At 73.4% G+C, this 19,192-nt stretch carries 16 protein-coding genes; 10 read left to right on the forward strand and 6 right to left on the reverse strand.

What is annotated here, in order from left to right; genetic code table 11:
* Nucleotides 1-18 precede the first annotated feature (18 nt).
* Entirely contained in the window at nt 19-969 is a 951-nt protein-coding gene (locus NWP09_RS02120; RefSeq protein WP_258273891.1) for a polysaccharide deacetylase family protein, read from the forward strand.
* 3 nt (nt 970-972) lie between these two features.
* Here the strand turns inward: NWP09_RS02120 and NWP09_RS02125 are convergent, their stop codons facing one another.
* Nucleotides 973-3,420: a DNA topoisomerase (ATP-hydrolyzing) subunit A gene (locus NWP09_RS02125; protein WP_258273892.1), complete on the reverse strand. Its 2,448-nt coding sequence runs from the start codon at nt 3,418-3,420 to the stop codon at nt 973-975.
* A gap of 77 nt (nt 3,421-3,497) precedes the next feature.
* On the opposite strand from NWP09_RS02125, the gene NWP09_RS02130 reads away from it, so the two are divergent.
* On the forward strand, nt 3,498-4,508 hold the full coding sequence (locus tag NWP09_RS02130) for an alkaline phosphatase family protein (protein ID WP_258273893.1): 1,011 nt from the start codon (nt 3,498-3,500) through the stop codon (nt 4,506-4,508).
* Between the two features lie 237 nt (nt 4,509-4,745).
* Here the strand turns inward: NWP09_RS02130 and NWP09_RS02135 are convergent, their stop codons facing one another.
* The 4 genes from NWP09_RS02135 to sepH form a co-directional block, all read right to left on the reverse strand.
* A complete protein-coding gene (locus NWP09_RS02135; protein ID WP_258273894.1) occupies nt 4,746-5,864 on the reverse strand; it encodes an alcohol dehydrogenase catalytic domain-containing protein in 1,119 nt (372 codons plus the stop codon).
* Complete coding sequence (locus tag NWP09_RS02140; protein WP_258273895.1) at nt 5,864-6,778, reverse strand: NAD(P)-dependent oxidoreductase; 915 nt, start codon at nt 6,776-6,778, stop codon at nt 5,864-5,866. Before NWP09_RS02140 ends, NWP09_RS02135 begins: the two co-directional genes overlap by 1 nt.
* A 108-nt stretch (nt 6,779-6,886) precedes the next feature.
* Nucleotides 6,887-8,266, reverse strand: coding sequence for an MFS transporter (locus tag NWP09_RS02145; RefSeq protein ID WP_258273896.1), 1,380 nt, complete (start codon nt 8,264-8,266; stop codon nt 6,887-6,889).
* 132 nt (nt 8,267-8,398) lie between these two features.
* Nucleotides 8,399-9,589: a septation protein SepH gene (sepH, locus tag NWP09_RS02150; protein ID WP_258273897.1), complete on the reverse strand. Its 1,191-nt coding sequence runs from the start codon at nt 9,587-9,589 to the stop codon at nt 8,399-8,401.
* 233 nt (nt 9,590-9,822) lie between these two features.
* On the opposite strand from sepH, the gene NWP09_RS02155 reads away from it, so the two are divergent.
* Nucleotides 9,823-10,107 (forward strand): DUF4193 domain-containing protein, encoded by a 285-nt coding sequence (locus NWP09_RS02155; protein WP_258273898.1) that lies wholly within the window; start codon nt 9,823-9,825, stop codon nt 10,105-10,107.
* 23 nt (nt 10,108-10,130) lie between these two features.
* Here the strand turns inward: NWP09_RS02155 and NWP09_RS02160 are convergent, their stop codons facing one another.
* On the reverse strand, nt 10,131-10,583 hold the full coding sequence (locus tag NWP09_RS02160) for a DUF3093 domain-containing protein (protein WP_258273899.1): 453 nt from the start codon (nt 10,581-10,583) through the stop codon (nt 10,131-10,133).
* A 69-nt stretch (nt 10,584-10,652) separates the two neighbouring features.
* Here NWP09_RS02160 and dut point away from each other — a divergent pair, with 69 nt between their 5' ends.
* From dut to NWP09_RS02195, 7 genes are all read left to right on the forward strand, one after another.
* Entirely contained in the window at nt 10,653-11,105 is a 453-nt protein-coding gene (dut, locus tag NWP09_RS02165) for a dUTP diphosphatase (protein WP_258273900.1), read from the forward strand.
* Nucleotides 11,102-11,698, forward strand: coding sequence for a DUF3710 domain-containing protein (locus NWP09_RS02170; RefSeq protein WP_258273901.1), 597 nt, complete (start codon nt 11,102-11,104; stop codon nt 11,696-11,698). The genes dut and NWP09_RS02170 overlap by 4 nt, the downstream gene beginning before the upstream one ends.
* A gap of 3 nt (nt 11,699-11,701) precedes the next feature.
* A complete protein-coding gene (locus NWP09_RS02175) occupies nt 11,702-12,442 on the forward strand; it encodes a DUF3159 domain-containing protein (RefSeq protein WP_258273902.1) in 741 nt (246 codons plus the stop codon).
* A gap of 107 nt (nt 12,443-12,549) precedes the next feature.
* Entirely contained in the window at nt 12,550-15,366 is a 2,817-nt protein-coding gene (acnA, locus tag NWP09_RS02180; protein ID WP_258273903.1) for an aconitate hydratase AcnA, read from the forward strand.
* Nucleotides 15,367-15,463: 97 nt separating this feature from the next.
* Nucleotides 15,464-16,513, forward strand: coding sequence for a hypothetical protein (locus NWP09_RS02185; RefSeq protein WP_258273904.1), 1,050 nt, complete (start codon nt 15,464-15,466; stop codon nt 16,511-16,513).
* A 2-nt stretch (nt 16,514-16,515) separates the two neighbouring features.
* On the forward strand, nt 16,516-18,486 hold the full coding sequence (gene dxs, locus NWP09_RS02190; protein ID WP_258273905.1) for a 1-deoxy-D-xylulose-5-phosphate synthase: 1,971 nt from the start codon (nt 16,516-16,518) through the stop codon (nt 18,484-18,486).
* Between the two features lie 54 nt (nt 18,487-18,540).
* On the forward strand, nt 18,541-19,192 hold a 652-nt coding region (locus tag NWP09_RS02195), incomplete at its 3' end, for an ADP/ATP-dependent (S)-NAD(P)H-hydrate dehydratase (RefSeq protein WP_258273906.1).

The raw sequence follows: 19,192 nt of genomic DNA on the forward strand, positions 1-19,192 counted from the left end.
CGAGCGCATACTGGGGGCGTGCAGACGACGCATGGCGTCGTGGTCGCCCTGGCGGCCGTCAGCCTGGTCCTGACCGCGTGCGGAGGTCCCGGCGATCCCGTCGCGACCTCGCAGCCTCCATCGGCATCGCCCTCCGCATCGCCGCCGCCGAGCGCCTCCACCCCGCCGGCCCCGCCCTCGCCGTCGCCGACGGCTGCTCCCACGGTCGCGCCGCCCCCTCCGCCGCCGTCGTTCACGCCGCCTCCAGCGCCGAGCCCGGCTCCACCACCCCAGCCCCCGCCACCGCCGCCAGCCCCGCCGCCGCCCGCGACCACGAGCCCGACGGCGCTGCCCGCGCGGTGGCGCGGCATCGACCTCGAGCGCATCCCGACCGCCCGGCGGGAGGTCGCGCTCACGTTCGACGCCGGCAGCTCCGACACCGCGGTCGCCTCGATCCTCGCGACGCTCGACCGCTACGACGTGCCCGCGACGTTCTTCGTCACCGGCGCCTTCGCGCGCGCCTACCCGGCGCAGGTGCGCGCGATGGCGCAAGCGGGGCACCCGGTCGGCAACCACAGCGACCGGCACCTCGCCTACCCCGACCTCCGCGACGCGCAGATCCGCGCCGACCTCGCCGCGGCCGAGGCGTCCATCCGCGCCGTGACCGGGGTCCCGGCGAAGCCGCTCTTCCGCTTCCCGTTCGGCGCCCGCACGCCCTACGACATCGGCGTCGTGAACGACGCGGGCTACCTGCCGGTGCGCTGGACCGTCGACACGCTCGGGTGGAAGGGCACGAGCGGCGGCATGACGGCCGACGAGGTGCTGCAGCGCGTGCTCAGCACCGCCGGACCGGGCCAGATCGTGCTCATGCACGTCGGCGCGAACCCCGACGACGGCACGACGCTCGACGCCGACGCGCTGCCCCGCATCATCGAGCGGCTCGCCGCCGAGGGCTACGACTTCGTCGACCTCCGGGGCCTCGGCGGCTGACGATCAGGCTCCGAGGCGCGCACCGATCGCGCCGATCGTTCCCTCGACCGCGACGCCCGAACCGGCGCGGGCCGCGCCGCCGGGCGGCAGCTGCCGCTGCGAGCCGTCGCTGCCGACCGCGAGCGGCGAGGCGCCGGCCCACGCGAGCGCGAGCCCCACTTCGCCCTTCAGCAGCCGGTGCGCCTGCACACCGCCCGTGCCGCGGCCCTTCGCCGGGAACTCCTCGAGGCTCGAGACCTTCACGCGCGGCTCGTCGAGCCCCGCGAGCGTCTCGGCCGCCTCGGTGACGGTGACGACCTCGGCGCCCTCGCCGACGGCGCCCGCGAACCGCACCGACGCATTCGCCTTGAGCCCGATGCCCTTCATGCCGCCGGCACCGGGGCCCTGCGGGTTGATCGCCGCGGCGGCGAAGCGCAGCAGCTGCGCGTCGCTCGTGACGAGCACGACCCATGCGTCATCGGGCGCCGGGGCGACGCCGACCACGCGGTCGCCGGCCTTGAGCGCGATGACGCTCTCGCGGTCGCGATCGCGCAGCTCCGCCGGCTTGATGCGCTTGACGACGCCCTGCGCGGTCGCGACGAGCCACGGCTCGCTCGAACCGAGGTCGATGAGCGCTACGGGCTCCTCGCCGCGCTCGAACGCGCCGAGGTCGCGCACCTTCACGCCCGCGGTGAGGCCGACGGATGCGGGCGGCACCGAGGGCAGGTCGGCGGGCGTGAGGCGCAGCACGGCCCCCGTCGAGGTGACGAGGCCGAACGTGCCGCGCGTGGTCGTGGCGATGGTCGAGCGGATCGCGTCGTGCCGCGACCGGCGCGCGGGGGCGGGGATCGGCTCCTCGCCGTCGACGCGCACGAGCCTCCCGGTCGCCGACATGACGACGCGCGTCGGCGCATCCGCGATCTCGAGGCTCGAGGCAGCCGACCTGGCGCTGCCTCGGCCCGTCGTCGGCTGGCCGTTGCCCTCGGTGAGCGCGGTGCGGCGCGGGGTGCCGAAGCGCTCGGCGACCTCGTCGAGCTCGGCGGCCACGACCTCGTGCAGGGCGGCGTCGGAGCCGAGGATGCGCTCGAGCTCCGCGATCTGCGCGAGGAGGTCGTCGCGCTCTGCCTCGAGCTCGATGCGGCTGAACTTCGTGAGCCGCCGCAGCCGCAGCTCGAGGATGTACTCGGCCTGTGCCTCGGAGAGGTCGAAGACGCTCTGCAGCCGGCCGCGCGCCTGGTCGGAGTCGTCGGACGTGCGGATGACCTGGATGACCTCGTCGATGTCGAGGATCGCGATGAGGAGGCCCTCGACGAGGTGCAGCCGGTCGCGCCGCTTCTGCAGCCGGAACTCGCTGCGGCGCCGCACGACGCCCACCCGGTGGTCGAGGTACACGCGCAGCAGCTGCTTCAGCCCGAGCGTCTCGGGCTTCCCGCCGACGAGCGCGACGTTGTTGATCGAGAAGCCGTCCTCGAGCGGCGTGTAGCGGTAGAGCTGCTGCAGGACCGCCTCAGGATCGAAGCCCGTCTTGATGCTGATGACGAGCCGCAGCCCGTGCTTGCGGTCGGTGAGGTCCTGCACCTCCGTGAGGCCCTGCAGCTTCTTCGACTGCACGCCGTCCTTGATCTTCTCGATGAGCCGCTCCGGGCCGACGAGGTAGGGCAGCTCCGTGACGACGATCTGCGTCCGGCGGCCGTGCCGCTCGATCGACGCCCGCGCGCGCGTCTTGAACGACCCGCGTCCCGTCTCGTACGCGTCGCGGATGCCGTCGAGCCCGACGATGACGCCGCCGCCGGGCAGGTCGGGCCCGGGGACGTGCCGCATGAGATCGGCGACGGATGCGTCGGGGTGCGCGAGCAGGTGCTTGGCCGCCTGCACGACCTCGACGAGGTTGTGGGGCGCCATGTTCGTCGCCATGCCGACCGCGATGCCGCTCGCGCCGTTCACGAGCAGGTTCGGGTAGGAGGCGGGCAGCACGTCGGGCTGCTGGTACGAGTTGTCGTAGTTCGGGACGAAGTCGACGACGTCCTCGTCGAGCCCCTCGGTGAGCGAGAGCCCGGCCGCGGCGAGGCGCGCCTCGGTGTAGCGCGGTGCCGCGGGGCCGTCGTCGAGCGAGCCGAAGTTGCCGTGCCCGTCGACGAGCGGCAGCCGCAGGCTGAACGGCTGGGCGAGCCGCACGAGCGCGTCGTAGATCGCGGTGTCGCCGTGCGGGTGCAGCTTGCCCATCACGTCGCCGACGACGCGCGCGCTCTTGACGTGCCCCTTCTCCGGCCGGAGCCCCATCTCGGCCATCTGGAAGAGGATGCGCCGCTGCACGGGCTTGAGCCCGTCGCGCGCGTCGGGGAGGGCCCGGGCGTAGATGACGGAGTACGCGTACTCGAGGAACGAGTCCTGCATCTCGCTCGCGACATCGACGTCGTCGATGCGCTCGGCGATGGCGGCGGAGGACGGGTCGGGGGCGGGCGTGGCAGTCATAGGCTGACGGAATGCTACCGACCAGGGCGCCCGGATCCCGGAGCCTTGCCGACGTTCTCGCGAGCTCGGCGAGCGCGATGCGGGGCGAGGAGAACCCGCTGCGGCTCGCGCGCGCGAGCGCCGCGGTCGTGCTGCTCGTGGACGGCCTCGGCGCTGCGCAGCTCGGCCAGCGGGCGGGGCACGCGCGGACCCTCGCGACCGCGCCGGGCGGCTCGCTCGACGCAGGGTTCCCGTCGACGACGGCGGTCGCGCTCGCGTCGCTGACGACGGGCGAGCTCGCCGGCGCGCACGGCATCGTCGGCTACGACGCGTTCGTGCCGGGCGCGGGCGTGCGCAACCAGCTGCGCGACTGGGGCGGGCCGATGGACCCGGCGACCTGGCAGCGCTCGCCGACGCTCCTCGAGCAGCAGCCGTCGATCGTCATCGGCGAGCCGAGGCACGCGGCGAGCGGGTTCACGCACGCCGTGCTCCGCGGTGCCGAGTACCGCGGCGGCCGCACGATGGCCGACCGCTTCGCACTCGTCCGCGCCGCCGCGCGCGAGCGCTCGCTCGTCTACGCCTACGTGCCGGAGCTCGACCGCACCGGCCACGAGTCCGGCTGGCAGTCGCCGGAGTGGACGGATGCGCTCGAGGAGCTCGACGGCCACGTGCGCGAGCTCGCCGCCTCGCTGCTGCGCGACGCGGGCCTCGTCGTCACGGCCGACCACGGCATGGTCGACGTCGACGCATCCGCCCACCTCATCGTGCCGCCGGGCCTCCTCGAGCGGGTCGCGCACGTCGCGGGCGAGCCCCGCTGCCTGCAGCTGCAGGTCGAGGGCGATGCGGATGCGGTGGCCCGCTCCTGGGCGGCATGGCTCGGCGACGCGGCGTGGGTCGCGACGCGCGACGAGGTCGTCGCCGCCGGCTGGTTCGGCGAGGTGCACCCCGAGGTCGCTCCGCGCCTGGGGGACGTGTTCGTCGCTGCGCGCGGCCGCCGCGCGATCTACGTCGACGAGGCGGACCCCGGCCGCGGCATGATCGGCCAGCACGGGTCGCTCACGCCCGACGAGCTGCGGGTGCCGCTGCGCCGCTTCGGCGCGTTCGCCTGACACCGGGCGTCCAGCGACGCGCGCCAGGATGATCGTCCGCCGGCAGCGCCGGACTCCGAGGGGAAGGACCGCACCATGCGCAAGTGGCTCATCACGACCATCGCGACGGCCGTCGTCGGCTTCGTCATGAAGCGCGTCAACGAGCGCCGCGAGCAGCGGGACCGGACGGGCCGCCGCCGCTGACGTGCGCCGTCCCGCTCGTCGAGCCGCGAGCGCTGCTCGACGAGCGGGAAGCCGCTAGAAGCGCACGACCTGGCGGATCGCCCGGCCCTCGGCGAGCGTGTCGAGCGCCTCGTTCAGGCCCTCGAGGGGGATCTCGCTCGTGACGAGCTCCTCGACCGGGAGCCTCCCCTCGCGCCACAGCTGCTCGTAGCGCGGGATGTCGCGGGAGGGCACCGCGGAGCCGAGGTACGAGCCCACGACCGTGCGCGCCTCGGCCGTGAACGTGAGCGGCGAGAGCGACGACCGGGCGTCCGGATGCGGCAGGCCGACGGTCACGGTCGTCCCGCCCGGCGCCGTGAGCGCGAACGCCGTCTCGAACGCCTTCGGGTGGCCTGCGGCCTCGATGACGACCGGCGCGCGGAGCCCCTGCTCGACGGCAGCGTCGGGCGAGAGCGCCTCGTGGGCGCCGAGCTCGCGGGCCCGGTCGAGCTTCGCGGGCACGGCATCGACGCCGATGACGCGGCCGAGCCCGAGCGAGCGGGCCGCGAGCAGCGCCGCCATGCCGACGCCGCCGAGCCCGACGATGACGATGTCGTCGCCCTCGCGCGGCCTGCCCGCATTGATGACCGCCCCGCCTCCCGTGAGCATCGCGCATCCGAGCACCGCGGCCACTTGGGGCGGCACGTCCTCGCCCACGCGCACGACGGAGCGGCGGTCGAGCACCGCGTGGGTCGCGAAGGCCGAGACGCCGAGGTGGTGGTGCACCTCGCCCGAGCGCCCGTCGAGCGCCGCCTCGTGCAGCCGCCTGCCGCCGCCGAGGAGCTCGCCCGCCCCGTTCGCGGCGGAGCCGCGCTCGCACGGCAGCCGCCCGTCGGTCGCGCAGGCCGCGCACTCGCCGCAGCGGGGGAGGAAGGTCGTCACGACGCGGTCGCCGACCGCGAGGTCGGTGACCCCTTCGCCGACGACCTCGACGATGCCCGCGGCCTCGTGGCCCAGCAGCATCGGCACCGGCCGCGGCCTCGCGCCGTCGACGACCGAGAGGTCGCTGTGGCACAGGCCCGCGGCCTCGATCCGCAGCAGCACCTCGCCCTCGCGCGGCGGGTCGAGCTCGAGCTCGACCAGGTCGAGCGGACGCGACTCGGCGAAGGGCCGCTCGGCGCCGATGGCCCGCAGCACCGCCCCGCGCACGCGCATCAGCGGCCGTCCCAGCCGGCGACGGTGCCGTCGGGGCTCGCCTCGCGCACGACGAGGGTGCAGTCCTTCCCGCCCAGGCCGTCGTCGAGCAGCCGCTGGAGCTGGTCGCGGATGAGCGTCGCGGCGGGCACCTTCACGCCCGCGGCCTCGGCGCCCGCGATCGCGAGCGCGACGTCCTTGTGGCACAGCATCGCCGAGAACGACGCGTCGAAGTTGTGGTTGACCGCGGCTCCCGGCACGATGCCCGGCACCGGGTACCAGGTGCGCAGCGCCCAGGAGTCGCCGGACGAGACGCGCGCGACGTCGAAGAACCTCTGCGGGTCGAGGCCGAGCTGCTGGGCGAGCTGCGAGCCCTCCGACATCGCGAGGATCGAGACGCCGAGCATCATGTTGTTCACGAGCTTCGCCGCGATCCCGTGGGTCGGGCCGCCGACCGCGAAGACGTTGCCCGCCATCGGCGTCACGACCTCCTTCGCCGCCGCCACGTCGTCGTCGGTGCCGCCGAGCATGAAGGTGAGCGTGGCCGCCTCGGCGCCCTGGATCCCGCCGGAGATGGGCGAGTCGACGAAGCGGAAGCCGCGCGAGCCCGCCTCGCCGTGGCTCCAGCGGCTCGTGTCGAGGTCGACGGTCGAGGTGTCGAGCACGAGGGTGCCGGGGGCCGCGTGCGCGAAGACGCCGTCCGGGCCGCCGAGCACGGCGCGCACGTGCTCGCCCTTCGGCAGGCTGAGGATGACCACCTCGGCGCCCTCCACCGCCTCGGCGACGGAGCCGACCGGCGCGATGCCGTGCTCCGCCGCGCTGTCGCGCAGCGCATCCACCACATCGAAGCCCCGCACCTCGTGGCCCGCGGTCACCAGGTGGGCGGACATCCGGCTGCCCATGTTCCCGAGTCCGATCCAGGCGATTGACGTCATCGTCGATTCCTTCCGTTGCTGCCTGCTGCAACGCTAGCGGGCGCGACGGGGGACGGGCGGCGAGATCGCTCTCGCCGCCCGTCCGGGTCACTCGGTCCGATCAGCCGGTCAGACGGTGCCCTTCTCCTGGAGGAGCCGCTGGCGGTCGACGTCGTCGACGTCGTGCAGCGAGATGCCCTTGGTCTCCTTGAGGGCGAGGACCGCGATGAGCGTGATCGCGCAGGCGATCACGAGGTAGATCGCGACCGGGATGTGGCTGCCGAACTGGCTGAGCAGCCACGTCGCGATGATCGGCGCGAGCGAGCCCGCGACGATCGACGTCACCTGGTAGCCGAGCGAGACGCCCGAGTAGCGCATGCGCGTCGGGAACAGCTCGGCCATGATGGCGGGCTGGCCGGCGTACATGAGCGCGTGGAACAGCAGGCCCAGGATGATCGCGAGCAGGATCACGATGTCGTTGCCCGACTCGAACATGGGGAAGGCGATGAAGCCCCACGTCGCACCGAGGATCGTGCCCGCCATGTACATGGGCTTGCGGCCGACGGTGTCGACGAAGCGGCCCACGATCGGGACGAAGATGAAGTGCGCGACGTGCGCGATCGCGAGCAGGCCCAGGATGCGCGAGACGTCGTACTCGAGGTACGTGCGCAGGTACACGATCGAGAACGTCACCACGAGGTAGTAGAGGATGTTCTCGGCGAAGCGCAGGCCCATGGCCGTCAGGACGCCCTTGGGGTAGCGCTTCAGGACCTCGACCACGCCGTACGACTGCGCCTTCGACTCGGCGACCTCGTCGCGGACCTGCTGGTAGATCGGCGCGTCCGTGACCCGCGTGCGGATGTAGTAGCCGATCGCGACGATGACGACGGAGAGCCAGAACGCGATGCGCCAGCCCCAGCCGAGGAAGTCCTCGTCGGAGAGCGTCCACTGCAGCACGAGCAGCACGAGCGTGGCGATGAGGTTGCCGGCCGGCACCGCGGCCTGCGGCCACGACGACCAGAAGCCGCGCTCCTTGTTGGGGGAGTGCTCGGCCACGAGCAGCACGCCGCCGCCCCACTCGCCGCCCACCGCGAAGCCCTGGAAGAAGCGCAGGACGACGAGCGCGGCCGGCGCGAAGTAGCCGATCTGCTCGAACGTGGGCAGGCAGCCCATCAGGAACGTGGCGACGCCGACCAGGATGATCGCGAACTGCAGCATCTTCTTGCGGCCGTACTTGTCGCCGAAGTGGCCGAACACGATGCCGCCGAGCGGGCGGGCGATGAAGCCGACCGCGTAGGTCAGGAACGCGCTGATGATCGGGAAGTACGGATCATCGCTCGGCGGGAACATGATCAGGTTGAAGACGATCGTCGACGCGGTGGCGTACAGGAAGAACTCGTACCACTCGACGACCGTGCCCGCCATGGCGGCCGTGACGACGCGGCCGAGGCCCTTGCGGTCGTTGTCGCGGCTCGGGTCGTGCGCGATGTCGCGCGCGGGTGTTGACATGCCTACCTCCTCGTAGGTGCACGGGACTGTGCGGCGAGAATCTAACATGACTCGGCGTTCAGGTCGTGCTCCGCGACCGCGACACGCAGAGGGCGGGCACCGCGCCCGGTGCCCGCCCTCTGCGGATGCGCCTCAGTCGTCCGAGCGCGATCCGAAGACGATCTCGTCCCAGCTGGGCATCGCCGCCCTCGAGCCGCGCTTCTTGGCTCCGACCGGCCCGGTCGCCTGGGCGCGCTGCGGACGCTGCGCGGGCTCGGGCTCCTCCGGTGCGTCGGTCGCCGCGACGGGGACCGGGTCGCTCTCCGCGGTCCGCAGCGCAGCCTCGCGCTCGCTGCGCCGGCGCCGCAGGGCGTCGAGCAGCTCCGCGGTGTGGTTCGGCTGCGTCGCGGCGGCGGGCCGGTTGATGGCCGCCGCCTGCACGTTCTCGGGCTGGCTGCCGACCTCGCCGCCGCGGCGCCGCAGCCACGGGTTCTCGGCGCGCGTCGGCTCCTTGGCGCGCTCCTCGGGGGCCGTCTCGGTGAGCGCGGCGGAGGCGACGGCGTCCTCGAGCCCGACGCCCGGCTCGACGGGGCTCGGCGCCGAGCGAGCCGGGCCGCGCTGGATCCGGAACGCGTCCGAGTCGAAGCGGCCCGCGTCGCCCGTCGCGGCGCGCTGCGAGATCGGGGGAGCCGGGGTCTCGGCCGCGGCGGGGGCGTCCGTGGGCTCCGGCTGCGGGGCCTGCGGCCGGCCCTGCTGGTCGATCGCCCGCAGCCGCGGCACGAGCACGCTCGTCGCGTCGCTCGACTGGCTCAGCGACGTCGCCTCCTTGCCGCGCGGCGTGAGCGTGGCCTTCTTCGGCTCGTAGCCCCAGAGCGCCTCGTGCTGGATGCCCTCGGTCGTGAAGCGCAGCCGCAGCGTCCACGCGCCGCCGTCGGCGTCCTTCCACGCCGCCCACGAGCGATCGGTCGCGCGGAGGTCGTCGAGGCGCTCGGCGATCGCCGCGCCGAACGCCTGCTCGCCCGCGAGCGGGTCGATGTCGCCGGTCGCGACGGGGATCGACAGGGCCGACTCGAGCATGTGCGCCCGCTCGGCGAGCACGGGGGCCTCGAAGCGCTCGATGTAGGCGAGCTCCTCGCCGGTCGACGACGCCACCTCCTGCGCGGTCATGCCGCCGCGGATGAGCGACTGGATCTCGCGCGGGCTCGCCTTCCGCTCGCGGTGGGCGACGGCCGGCTGCTTGCGCCGCTCCGGCAGGCTCGCGACGGGCACGCGGAAGCGCTCGCCGGACTCCGACTCGAGGATGAGCACGTCGTCCTCGACGCCGATGACGCTCAGCTGCTGCATGATTCGTCGGTCCTTCCTGCCGGTGACGGGTCGAGCCAGCATCCCACGGGCCTCGCTCGCGCACCGGGAATGCACCGGGCGCGCCGCGCGTTCGGTGGGGTGACAGCGTGCGCGACGGAACGAGGGCCGGGCCCGCCGGGCCCATCCGCCTCCCAGATATCTGATTTGCTCCGCTGTCGCGTTTGGTGCAGACTGTGCGCCGACGCCGCCCCAAAGAACCACGAGGACTCCGCATGGCCACCGATTACGACGCCCCCCGCAAGACCGACGACGAGAGCGAGTCGATCGAGGCGCTGAAGGAGCGGGTGCCGGCGAAGAGCGTCTCGACGGACGAGGATGCCGACAACCCCGGCAGCTTCGACCTGTCGGCCGCCGACCTCGCGGACGTGGAGCTCGACGTCGTCGTGCTGCCGCCGCAGGAGGACGAGTTCACGTGCGTCAACTGCTTCCTCGTGAAGCACCGGCTGCAGTTCGACCACGAGACGAAGCTCGGCCCGATCTGCCGCGAGTGCGCCTGACGCCCCTGGCCGCCTGACGCTGCCTAGTGCCGGCGCGCGGCCTCGATCGCGGCCGCCAGCCGCTCCGGTCGGCGGGAGCTGATCAGCCACGCGGGGGTGGGGTCCTCGGGGTCCACGACCGCGGCTCGCACGAGCGCCCTGGTCCACGGCGACACGACGTGGTGCTCGTCCGGGTCCCACCCGCCCCGCAGCGCCGACGTGGCCGCGTCGCCCCCGAGCACCTGCGGCTCGCCGAGGTGCTCGACCGGGATGCGCGCGCGGCCCGCGCGCAGGATCCCGTCCCGCAACTCGACGACCGGCGCGCCGAGCCACAGCAGCGCGACGACCCCGACGTAGAGCGCGACCGCGATGGCGATGCCGGCCTGCACGTCGATCGGCAGGAACACGAGCAGCACCGCGGGCACGATGAGCAGCAGCACGAGGAGGAGCCACCACGGCGGCACGAGCCGTTCGCGGTGGGTGGGCGCGGTTTCCATGCCCCCATCCTCTCGCGCGGCCGCACCGGGTTTCTCCCGCTCGCTCGCGCTCGGCTAGCCTCGACTCCGATGGAGCAGGTCGAAGTCCTCGTCACCGGATCGCCGGTGCCCGCCTACGCGCACCCGGGCGACGCCGGGGCCGACGTGCACGCCGCCGAGTCGGTGACGCTCGCCCCCGGGGAGCGAGCGCTCGTCGGCACGGGGGTGGCGATCGCGCTGCCGGCCGGCTACGCCGCGTTCGTGCACCCGCGCAGCGGCCTCGCCGCGAAGCACGGCATCACGATCGTGAACGCGCCCGGCACCGTCGACGCCGGATACCGGGGCGAGATCAAGGTGAACCTGCTCAACACCGGCAGCGCGCCGCACCGCATCGAGGTGGGCGACCGCATCGCGCAGCTCGTCGTCCAGCGCGTCGAGCGCGTGCGCTTCGTCGAGGTCGAGCGGCTGCCGGGCTCGGATCGGGGGGAGCGCGGGCACGGATCGACCGGCTTCGGCGCTGCCCGGGAGGAGATCGCACGATGACCGACACGACGGACAGCCAGGACGACGCGCTCGACGAGGAGCTCGTCGAGAAGATCGCGCCCGCCGATCGGGCCGTCGCGGGCCCGCTCGACGAGTCCGAGGCGCCCGTGCGCCCCTACGTCGACCTCGGCGGCCTCCGCATCGTGCCGCGACCCGGCATGCAGATGCGGCTCGAGGTCGAGGAGAAGACGAAGCGGATCGTCGCGGTCACCCTCGAGCACGAGGGATCGACCGTGCAGCTGCAGCCGTTCGCCGCGCCGCGGAGCGAGGGGATCTGGCTCCCGGTGCGCGACGTGCTGCGCGGCCAGCTCGAGCGCCAGGGCGCCGCGGTCGAGGAGGCCGAGGGCCCCCTCGGGCCCGAGCTGCGCGCGCGGCTCTCGGTCGGGCCCGATGGCGCACCGCGCGCGGTGCGCATCATCGGCGTCGACGGACCCCGGTGGATGCTGCAGGGCCTCATCGGCGGGCAGGCGGCGCTCGACGACGCGCACGCCGAGCGGGCGCTCGAGCTGTTCCGCTCGACCGTGGTGTGCCGCGGCGTGCAGCCGATGCCGCCGCGCGAGCTCATCCCGCTGAGCGCGCCGAAGCCGGTCTGAGCCGTGGCGAGCGAGCGAGGCGGCAGCGGCGAGCCCTCCTTCTCCGATCAGGTGGGCGCCGCGATCCGCGGCTCGAAGCTCGGCCACCTCGATCCGGCGTCGCGGCCGACCCCGGGCGCGCTCCTCGGCGCCATGGGCGGCGCACGCGGCCTCATCGAGTCGCTCGTGCCCGGCGTGCTCTTCCTCGTCCTCTACGCGACCACCAAGGACGTGCTGTGGTCGGTGCTCGTGCCGCTCGCCGTCTCGGTCGCGTTCGTCGCGTGGCGGGTCGTGCAGCGCGGTCAGCCGGTGCTCGCGTTCGCGGGTCTCATCGGCGTCGGCATCTCGGCCGCCGTCGCCCTCTTCACCGGTCAGGGCGAGGACAACTTCCTCTGGGGGTTCACCGTCAACACCGCCGTCGTGGCGGTGCTCCTCGTCAGCATGCTCGCGCGCCGCCCGCTCGTGGGGCTCATCGCGGGCGCCCTGACCTCGAAGCCGCACGCGTGGCGCACCGAGCGCGCCAAGCGCGCCGTCGCGTGGCGCGCGACCCTGCTGTGGCTCGTCGTCATCGGGGCCCGGCTCGCGGTGCAGGTGCCGATGTACCTCGCGGCCGACGCGGGCACCGAGGGGGCGGTCGAGGCGCTCGCCGCCACGAAGCTCGCGATGGGGGTGCCCCTCTACCTCGCCGCGCTGTGGGTCACGTGGCTCATGGTCCGCACGGTGCTCGACACACCTGAGGATGCGCCGGAGCGGCCCCGAGCATAGGATATCTTGACGTCAAGATATCTCCGTCGCCGACCGCCCCGAGCGCGAGGCGGAGGCATAGACTTCAGGCGCAGCCAGCGCATCCCGTGAGACCCAGAGGAGTCACGATGGCGAACCCGAACAGCTTCGACAGCAAGGCCACGCTGTCGGTCGGCGGCACCGACTACGCGTACTACCGCATCGACAAGGTGGCCGGCCACGAGCGGCTCCCGTTCAGCCTCAAGGTGCTGCTCGAGAACCTGCTCCGCACCGAGGACGGCGCGAACGTCACGAGCGAGCAGATCCAGGCGCTCGGGTCGTGGGACGCCTCGGCCGAGCCCAACGTCGAGATCCAGTTCTCGCCGGCGCGCGTCGTCATGCAGGACTTCACTGGCGTGCCCTGCATCGTCGACCTCGCGACGATGCGCGAGGCCGTCGCCGAGCTCGGCGGCGACCCGAAGCGCATCAACCCGCTCGCGCCCGCCGAGCTCGTCATCGACCACTCGGTCATCGCCGACCTGTTCGGCTCCGCCGACGCGTTCGAGCGCAACGTCGAGATCGAGTACCAGCGCAACGGCGAGCGCTACCAGTTCCTCCGCTGGGGCCAGACGGCGTTCCAGGACTTCAAGGTCGTGCCCCCGGGCACCGGCATCGTCCACCAGGTGAACATCGAGAACCTCGCCAAGGTCACCTACTCGCGCACGTTCGACGGCGAGCTCACCGCCTACCCCGACACCGTCGTCGGCACCGACTCGCACACCACGATGGTCAACGGCCTCGGCGTGCTCGGCTGGGGCGTCGGCGGCATCGAGGCCGAGGCCGCGATGCTCGGCCAGCCCGTGTCGATGCTCATCCCGCGCGTCGTGGGCTTCAAGCTCACCGGCGAGATCGCGACCGGCGTCACCGCGACCGACGTCGTGCTCACGATCACCGACATGCTGCGCAAGCACGGCGTGGTCGGCAAGTTCGTCGAGTTCTACGGCACGGGCGTGGGCGCCGTGCCGCTCGCGAACCGCGCCACGATCGGCAACATGAGCCCCGAGTTCGGGTCGACCGCCGCGATCTTCCCGATCGACGACGTCACGCTCGACTACCTGCGCTTCACGGGCCGCGACGAGCAGCAGGTCGCGCTCGTCGAGGCGTACTCGAAGGAGCAGGGCCTGTGGCACGACCCGTCCGTCGAGCCCGTGTTCTCGGAGTACATGGAGCTCGACCTCGGCACGGTCGTGCCGTCGATCGCCGGCCCCAAGCGCCCGCAGGACCGCATCGAGCTCTCGCGCGCGAAGGAGCAGTTCGCGAGCGACATCGTGAGCTACGCGACGCCCTCGACGAGCCACGACATCGTCGACCTCGAGTCGAAGCACTCGTTCCCCGCATCCGACCCCGGCACCGTGCCCGGCGAGGAGGAGGACGACACCCGCGAGGTGCACATCAACGGCGGAGGCCCGGCCGAGTTCTCGAAGCCGGTCACGGTGTCGACGCCCGAGGGCGAGACCTACACGCTCGACAACGGCGCCGTCACGATCGCGGCGATCACCTCGTGCACGAACACCTCGAACCCGTCGGTCATGCTCGCCGCCGGCCTGCTCGCCCGCAAGGCGGTCGAGAAGGGCCTCAAGGCGAAGCCGTGGGTCAAGACGACGCTCGCACCGGGGTCGAAGGTCGTCACCGACTACTACGACAAGTCGGGCCTCACGAAGGACCTCGACGAGCTCGGCTTCTACACGGTCGGCTACGGCTGCACGACGTGCATCGGCAACTCGGGGCCGCTCATCGACGAGGTCTCGGCCGCCGTCAACGAGCACGACCTCGCGGTGACCGCGGTGCTCTCGGGCAACCGCAACTTCGAGGGGCGCATCAACCCCGACGTGAAGATGAACTACCTCGCGTCGCCGCCGCTCGTGATCGCGTACTCGCTCGCGGGCACGATGGACTTCGACTTCGAGCACGAGCCCCTCGGCAAGGGCAAGGACGGCGAGGACGTCTTCCTCGCCGACATCTGGCCCTCCGCCGAGGAGGTGCAGGCGACGATCGACGCGTCGATCGACACCGAGATGTTCACGCGCCAGTACGCGGCCGTGTTCGACGGCGACGAGCGCTGGCGCAGCCTGCCCACGCCCGACGGCGACGTCTTCGAGTGGGACGAGCAGTCGACGTACGTGCGGAAGCCCCCGTACTTCGAGGGCATGACGATGGAGCTCACGCCCGTCGCCGACATCCAGGGCGCTCGCGTCCTCGCGAAGCTCGGCGACTCGGTCACGACCGACCACATCTCGCCCGCCGGCAGCATCAAGGCCGACAGCCCCGCCGGCCGCTACCTCACGGAGCACGGCGTCGACCGCAAGGACTTCAACTCCTACGGCTCGCGCCGCGGCAACCACGAGGTCATGATCCGCGGCACCTTCGCGAACATCCGGCTGAAGAACCTGCTGCTCGACGGGGTGGAGGGCGGCTACACGCGCGACTTCACGACTCCCGAGGGCGAGCAGGCGTTCATCTACGACGCATCCGTCAACTACCAGGCGCAGGGCACCCCGCTCGTCGTCCTCGGCGGCAAGGAGTACGGCTCGGGCTCGAGCCGCGACTGGGCCGCGAAGGGCACGAACCTGCTCGGCGTCAAGGCGGTCATCACCGAGTCGTTCGAGCGCATCCACCGCTCGAACCTCATCGGCATGGGCGTCGTGCCGCTGCAGTTCCCCGCGGGGGAGAGCTGGGAGTCGCTCGGCCTCGACGGCACGGAGGTCATCTCGATCACCGGGCTCACCGAGCTCAACGAGGGCCGCACGCCGAAGACGGTGCGCGTGACCGCCGAGCCGAGCGAGCACAGCCCCGCCGGCAAGCAGACCGTCGAGTTCGACGCGGTCGTGCGCATCGACACGCCGGGAGAGGCCGACTACTACCGCAACGGCGGCATCCTCCAGTACGTCCTCCGCTCGCTCGTCTGAGCATGCCGACCAGAGCGCGCCCCCGGCTTCGTCCGCGGGCGCGCTCTGCGCATCCGCCGGCTCCGCGGCCCTCGGCGCCCAGGGCGTGAGGATGCGCGTGGCGTTCACGACGGCACGGCGTGCCCTCGACCTGCCGGCGCCGATCGACGCGTGGAGCCGCCTCGTGTGCCAGGAGGACGGGCCGCTCGTGCTCGCCGTGCTCGAGTCGCGGGGCTCGATCGGCCCATGGGCCGCGGTGGACGCCGCCACCGGCCGAGTCGCGGTCGGCAGCGATCTCGCGCCGGTCTCCGACGGCGTGCTCGATCCGGCGGGAGCGGGGCTGCTGCTGACGCAGCGCGGGCTCGCGCGCGTGGCAGCCGACGACCCGCCCCGCGTGCTGGGGCTGCGCGGCGCGGGCGTCGGCAGGGGGAAGGACGATCACGAGCAGCTCCTCGACACGATCGCGCCCGACGTGGCGGTCGTGGGCCGGTGGTCCCGGGCGGGGGCGAAGCTCGTTCGGGTGAGCACCGGCGAGGTCATCCGCCGGCTGAGCGCTCAGGGGCCCTTCCTGGCCATGCCGGCGGCTGCCGGGCGCTCTCGGCTCTGGGCGTTCGGGAGCGGCACCGTCGTGGCGCTCGACGCGAGCTCATGGCGCACCCTCGAGCGGTCGGCGGCGCCTCGCGGGCTCGCCGCGTGCTGGACGCCGTACGGGGCGGTCGCGCTGCTGGGCGAGGCCGACCCGGCCTACCGGGAGGGTGCAGCCCACGCACTGCTCCGCGACCTCGCGCCGCCCGCGCTGCGCTCGCGCCTCCGGTCGCCGTTCGGCGGACTCCGGCTCGCGCTCCTCGACGAGCGCCTCGACGAGCTCGCCTCGGCGGACGCGCCCTGGCTCTCGACCGCGCTCCCGGACCCGGACGGCAGGGGAGTCGCGTGGCTGCGCGCCGACGGGGAGGGACGAGCGGTCCTCGCGACCTCGCTCGGGCTCACCGTGATCGATCCGGCGACGCTCGAGCCGCTCGGGCAGCACAGGACGGACTGGCTGCCCACCTCGTGGTCGGGAGCCTCGCGCGCCGTCCACCGCTCGGGCCCGCGGGAGCTGACCGTCGTCGAGTGGTCCGCTGGGAGCCCGGCCGCGGGCGTGGGGCGCCCGGCGACTACGATGGGGTGACTATGGCGATCCTCGATCAGATCCACGGGCCTCGCGACCTCGACGGCCTCTCGGGGGCGCAGCTGCAGGAGCTCGCGGGCGAGATCCGCGCGTTCCTGATCCGCGAGGTCGCGCGCACGGGCGGGCACCTCGGCCCGAACCTGGGCGTCGTCGAGCTCACGATGGCGATGCACCGGGTCTTCGACTCGCCGCGCGACGCGTTCGTGTTCGACACCGGCCACCAGTCGTACGTGCACAAGCTCCTCACGGGGCGCCAGGACTTCTCGAGGCTGCGGCAGAAGGGCGGCCTCGCCGGCTACCCGCAGCGCGCCGAGAGCGAGCACGACATCGTCGAGTCGAGCCACGCATCCTCCTCCCTCTCGTGGGCGGAGGGGATCAGCCGCGCCTTCGACATCACCGGTCAGCACGATCGATCGGTCGTGGCGGTCGTGGGCGACGGCGCCCTGACCGGCGGCATGACGTGGGAGGCGCTCAACAACATCTCCGACGACAACAGCCGCCGGCTCGTGATCGTCGTGAACGACAACGGGCGCTCCTACGCGCCCACGATCGGCGGCATGGCGCGCTTCCTCAACGGCGTGCGCACACGGCGGTCGTACACGAGCCTGCGCGGCTCGAGCGAGCGGATGTTCTCGCGGCTCGGGCACCCCGGCCGCGCGCTCTACCGCGGCGTGCGGGGCGCGACCCACGGGTTCCTCACGCGCTTCGTCAACAACGAGGTGCTGTACTCCAACCTCGACATCAAGTACCTCGGCCCCATCGACGGCCACGACCTGGGGGCGCTCGAGGAGGCGCTCGCGCAGGCCCGCGACTTCGGCGCGCCCGTCATCGTGCACGTCATCACGCAGAAGGGCCAGGGGTTCGACCCGGCCATCAACGACGAGGCCGACCAGTTCCACGCCGTAGGGCAGATCGACCCCGAGACGGGGGAGCCGCTCTCGAGCGCCGGGCGCCCCTCGTGGACCTCGGTGTTCGCGGAGGAGCTCGTCTCGATCGCGAAGCGCGACGAGCGCATCGTCGGCATCACCGCCGCCATGCTACGGCCGACGGGCCTCGACCGGCTCGCGGCCTACGACGCGTCGCGGGTGCTCGACGTGGGCATCGCCGAGCAGCACGCCGTCACGACCGCGGCGGGGCTCGCGTACGGGGGGCTCCACCCCGTGGTCGCGATCTACGCGACGTTCCTGAACCGGGCGTTCGACCAGGTGCTCATGGACGTCGCCCTGCACCGCGCGGGCGTCACGTTCGTGCTCGATCGGGCGGGCGTGACGGGACCCGACGGCCCGAGCCACCACGGCATGTGGGACCTCGCGCTGCTCCAGTTCGTGCCGGGCATCCGCCTCGCCGCGCCGCGCGACGCCGCGCGCCTGCAGGAGGAGCTGCGCGAGGCGGTCGCCGTCGACGACGCCCCCACGGTCATCCGCTACCCGAAGGGCTCTGCGCCCAACGAGATCGAGGCGGTGCGGCGCACCGGCGACGGCGTCGACGTGCTCGTCGAGGCGCCGCACCGCGACGTGCTCATCATCGCGATCGGCGCGTTCGCGCACCTCGCGATGGACGTCGCGCAGCGCGTGCAGGCCCAGGGCATCGGCGTGACGGTCATCGACCCGCGGTGGGTCGTGCCCGTCGCGCGCTCGGTCGTCGAGCTCGCGCGCGAGCACCGCATCGTCATCACGCTCGAGGACGGCGTGCGCGTCGGCGGGATCGGCACGCGCGTGCGGCAGGAGCTGCGCGCCGCGGGCGTCGACACCCCGGTCGACGAGCTCGGCCTGCCGGATGCGTTCATCGACCACGCGGAGCGGGGCGAGATCCTCGAGGACGTCGGGCTCTCCGCGCAGACGATCGCGCGCAACATCGTGCAGCAGGTGCTGGGCACGGGTCGGGTGCCGGTCGCGCGGCCGCTCCCCGAGGAGCCGCTGCGGTTCGACGCCGAGCGCGCGGAGGCGCACCCGCCGAGCGCGCCCGCCGACTGACGCAGCGCCGCGGGCGACCGCGGTGCGGGACCGAGCCGGCCGTAGGGTGGCGGCATGAGCTGGCTGCGCGCGCCCGGTCCGGACGACGACAAGCGCTCGATGGGGGTGCTCGGCGTCGTCACCGGCTCCGAGCGCTATCCCGGCGCCGCGGTGCTCGGCGTGGAGGCGGCGTGGCGCACGGGCGTCGGGACGGTGCGCCTGTGGGCGCCTCGGCGCGTGCAGGACCTCGTGCTCGCGCGGCGGCCCGAGACGGTGTGCCACGCGCTCGACGAGCGGGTCGCGGGCGTCGACGCGTGGGTGCTCGGCTCCGGTCAGGACGCGAGGGAGCGCCCGCCGGCCCTCCGCGTTCTGCTCGACGAGGCGCTCGCGTCCGGCGCGCCATGCGTGGTCGACGCGGGAGCGCTCGACCTCGCCGCGCGGCACCGCGGCCCCGTGGTCGTGACGCCGCACGCGGCGGAGCTCGCGCGGCTGCTGGGCTCGCTCGGCCACGAGGCCGACGCCCGAGCCGTGCTCGCCGACCCCGAGGGCAGCGCGCGCCTCGTCGCCGACGCGCTCGACGCCGTCGTGCTCCTCAAGGGCGCGACGACGCGCATCGTCGCGCCCGGGCTCGCGGCGCTCGTCGAGGTCGCGCCGACGCACCGCCTCGCGGTCGCGGGCAGCGGCGACGTGCTCGCGGGGCTCCTCGGCGCCGCGCTCGCTGCGACCG

It is taken from the genome of Agrococcus sp. HG114 (genome assembly GCF_024723325.1).
Lineage (GTDB): Bacteria > Actinomycetota > Actinomycetes > Actinomycetales > Microbacteriaceae > Agrococcus.